Raw genomic sequence first — 3610 nt, forward strand, 5'->3', positions numbered from 1 at the left:
CGTCGAGCCGATCGCGCGCGAGCTGCCGATGGAGTACGCGCTGGAGCTCAACAGGCTGATCGAGCTGCAGATGGAGGGCGCGGTCGGCTGACCCCGTGTTCGACGACATCGACCGAGGCCAACACGATCGATCGGCTGGCCGGTCATGCCCCGGCCGCCCCTCCCACCACCCGAGGAACCCCATGCCACCGACCCTCCGTCGGGTCACCCGCTGCCCCGAGCCCGCCACCCACACCACGGCCCGCTACAGCAACCACAAGGCCCGGCGGGCCGAGTATGTGATCTACGCCTGCGAACGGCACGGCAGAAGCCTCACCACCAGTCGAAACTTCGGCTGCCGCCACAACCTGCTGCCACTGGCCGACGACGACCAGCAGCAGCGCGAGTGCGGGACCATGCTCGACCATCGCCCGGCGGAGAAGATCATCGCCGACCACTTCCGCCTCTGGCTCATCGCCGGAGAGCCGGTCGTGGACGGCGAGGTACTGCCGTGGCGCGACTGGGCCCACCGGCTGCGGGGAAACTACGAGGCCGACTACCTCGGACATGGAGACCCCGAGATCGCCGCACACCTAGATCTCGCCCTCGCGGTGGCCGAACGCGCCCAGGTCGGCGAGCACACTCAGGAGCAGCTTGCCACCGTCCTCGACGCCCTGGCCGCCGCCGAGCACCTTTTTTTCCGCGACCTGCCCGACCGTCGCCCCCGGTCACTCTGGCTGTGAACCTCGCCACGACGAAGGCCCGCATCCCAGCTGGCGGTTTCCAGCGGCCGTTCGCGCCGATGCCGCCAGTGTGCCGGCGGCATCCATACGGTATCGCCGACCAGCCACTCCTCCGAGTCGGCATGTCCGGTAACGTCTTCGGAACGGGGCTCCGGCAGAGAAGCCCCATCGGCAAGATCCGGAGCCACGACCGCCTTGGCCCGGCACCCAGCCCAGCGACGGGGCGCTCCGGTGCGCGTCGCGGCCACCCGGCCGACACCGCTGACCGCGGCACAGCGGGCGCCGGTCGGTACTCATGATCGCCAGTCTGTCTCAGGTCCGGGAGCGGCTGCTGCCGATGAAGTAGGCGGTGGGGTCGATGTCCTCGGCGGCGCGGGCGTTCGCGACGTTGAGGTCGCCGCGCCACACGACGTCGATGCCGTCCGGCAGCACCACGGGTTGTTCTGGGGATCTGAGACAACGGGCCGGTCTGGCTTTCGTGGCCAGGGCCAGCCTGCTACCACCCGTGATAGCGGTCTGGTCTACCTGCGCCCGCCCGGACTGCGACACTGGTGATCATGACTGCCCGTCGCAGCCTCTCGCTGCCCGCCTTCTCCGACCCCGCCGCCGAGGCGCCCCTTCCCGCCCAGCCCGGCGGGCGCCGGCTGCTGCCGGTCGAGCAAGGCGCCGACTTCCGCCAGCCACCCGGCGAGACCATGGCCGGACCTGCTCCGGCCCGGCGTCCGCTCGCCGCCGGCGGCCTCACCTTCTCCGACCCAGACCGCCAGATCTGAGCGCTACCACCAGGGGTAACGCGATTGTGCTGCGGCGGGTACAAATCCCCGGCCCGCCGACCGCGCCCCGGTAGCCTGCGGCCAGGTGCCCGCCGGACCCGAGACGCACACTCACGGGCCATCACCGGCGGGCGCTGACGCTGCGGCGGTTTCATAAATCGCCCCCCGTTCGAGGCCCTCCGGGACGGGCGGAAAACTATAAGCTGCCCCCTCTGACCCGCGGTTCTACCAACCGTCCATCGCCCGGACGTCCCCGGAGATCGCGTAGCGGCGGCAGGCGAGGATCTCCTCGGTGGTGATGCCGATGTCGTTCGCGAGGCGAGCGAGACCGCTGTCCTTGGCCTGGCGGTCGGAGACGTAGGCCGGCACCACCTCGAGGGCGAGCGCACCGATGCCGAGCTGAGCGGCGCGCTGCTGGGTGATCGCGTCGCGGCCGACTGAAACGTGGCGGCGCCACGCCTCGGTGGTGATGCCGTCGGGGGCGGGGCCGGTCTCCAGCTCGGCGGCCGGGACGTCGGGACGAGCCCGGACCTCGGCGACCGCCGCGGCGACGATCCCGCCGACCGTCCCGGCCGGGAGCACGGCGCCGCCGGCGTCCTGGTGGGCGTCGGTGAGGCGTTCGGCGATCAGGACGGTGAGTTCCGCGGTGCGGCCCTTGAGGTCGACGACCGCGCGCACCGGCAGGACCAGGTCGGTGGTGTCCCACGCGTGGGACATCCCGAGCTCCGTCTGCACGGTGTCGTCGATCGCCTCGGCGACGGCCGCGAGGTCGAGCAGCCGGTACGCCGTCGAGCGGCCGATTCCGAACTCGGCGAGCGCGTACGCCGACCACGACGGATACTCCAGCACGGTCCACACCCTCGCCTGGTGGGCGGCGCGGACCCGGCGGGCCAGCACCAGTACGGCGGCCCGGACGTCCTCGATCGCGGTGCGTAGCTGCTCGGTCAGTTCCCGGGCACGCGCCGCTTCGATCGGGCCGTCCTGCACCTGGTCCTCGTCCATGTCCGGCTCATTCCCGCGCAGCCGGCCGGGAGAACCGCCCGCTACAGGAACGGCCGGGCGAGGATGCGCAGCTGCTGCTCGGCGATGGCGCCCATGGGGCCGGCGGTGCCGAGGTGGGCCACGATGGTGGTCTCGAACAGCTCCAGCATCGACTGGGCCTCGTGGACGGACTGCAGGGTGAGGCCGGCGTGCTTGCGGCGGTCGCCGTCGATGGCGGGGATGCTGCCGGTGACCACTGCGTTGTGAATGCTCTCGGTGGTGTGGATGCGGTCGCTGTACCTGCCGCGCAGGAAGTCCACCATCGCCTGGGTGCTGTCGTTCATCGCGCCATCGTGGCGCACCGGCCGCCGGAGCACACCCCCCGTGACGAGGGCAGTTTCACGGTTTCGTCTTCGCGCGTCAGCTCCGGCCGCGAGGATGGGCGCCATGGGGAAGGCATCACGGCGTAAGGCCGAGGCAAGGACGGCAGTGGGAGGGCGGCCGAGCCGCGCTGAGCGCAGAAGGGTCCGCCCGGCCGGGCCGTCGGACGCCGATCGGGTCCAGGAGCTTCTGGGGCTGATCGTCTGGACCGACCCCGGCCTTCCAGCCACGATGGCCGCCAGCCTGCGCGCCGGAGGATCCCCCGCCTCGCCGGTGGGGGTACGGCTGCTCCTGGTCGCGGACGGCGACGACGGCATGCCTGCCGCGGTGCTGACCGCAGGTCCGCCCGGTGAGTGGATGCAAGGGCTGCGGGCGTTCGGCCCGGCGGCCCAGATCCACATGGCCCGCCGGGTGGTGGACCTCGAGGGCGTCGCCGTCGACCCCGACCGGCGCGGCCAAGGCCTGGGCGCACTGCTCATCGAGAACGCCGTCCACCAGTACCGCAATGCCGGCTACCGGCTGATGTCCGGCACCTTCGAGCTGCCGTACGGCGACCTCACCGGTTACTACGAGAAGCGCGGCTTCACCGTGCTGGCGCCCGGCAAGCCGCTGCTGCTGCGCATCCCCGAGGGCAACGGTGCCGTGGCCTACCCGGCCGATCCGCACATGCAGCAGATGTGGTGCCCGCTGGCACCCGGGGTGACCGCCCCCGGCGGCGTGATTGACGGCGTCCTGTAGGGAGCCGGGCCGGGG

General features: G+C 71.9%; 6 protein-coding genes. 3 read left to right on the forward strand and 3 right to left on the reverse strand.

All coding sequences use genetic code 11. The features are described from left to right. The first annotated feature begins 182 nt into the window (after positions 1-182). Entirely contained in the window at positions 183-722 is a 540-nt protein-coding gene (locus ACIQOV_RS32585) for a hypothetical protein (protein ID WP_401054322.1), read from the forward strand. A 312-nt stretch (positions 723-1034) separates the two neighbouring features. Here ACIQOV_RS32585 and ACIQOV_RS32590 read toward each other — a convergent pair whose 3' ends face one another. Next, positions 1035-1157, reverse strand: coding sequence for a hypothetical protein (locus tag ACIQOV_RS32590; protein WP_401054324.1), 123 nt, complete (start codon positions 1155-1157; stop codon positions 1035-1037). 122 nt (positions 1158-1279) lie between these two features. On the opposite strand from ACIQOV_RS32590, the gene ACIQOV_RS32595 reads away from it, so the two are divergent. Then, a complete protein-coding gene (locus ACIQOV_RS32595) occupies positions 1280-1495 on the forward strand; it encodes a hypothetical protein (protein WP_401054325.1) in 216 nt (71 codons plus the stop codon). Between the two features lie 225 nt (positions 1496-1720). Here the strand turns inward: ACIQOV_RS32595 and ACIQOV_RS32600 are convergent, their stop codons facing one another. Continuing rightward, positions 1721-2497, reverse strand: a complete 777-nt coding sequence (locus tag ACIQOV_RS32600) for a hypothetical protein (protein WP_401054326.1) — start codon at positions 2495-2497, stop codon at positions 1721-1723. 41 nt (positions 2498-2538) lie between these two features. Then, entirely contained in the window at positions 2539-2820 is a 282-nt protein-coding gene (locus tag ACIQOV_RS32605; protein WP_401054327.1) for a hypothetical protein, read from the reverse strand. A gap of 268 nt (positions 2821-3088) precedes the next feature. Here ACIQOV_RS32605 and ACIQOV_RS32610 point away from each other — a divergent pair, with 268 nt between their 5' ends. Then, complete coding sequence (locus ACIQOV_RS32610; RefSeq protein ID WP_401054328.1) at positions 3089-3595, forward strand: GNAT family N-acetyltransferase; 507 nt, start codon at positions 3089-3091, stop codon at positions 3593-3595. Positions 3596-3610 lie beyond the last annotated feature (15 nt).

The organism is Kitasatospora sp. NPDC091257 (genome assembly GCF_044757675.1).
Lineage (GTDB): Bacteria > Actinomycetota > Actinomycetes > Streptomycetales > Streptomycetaceae > Kitasatospora > Kitasatospora lactacystinica.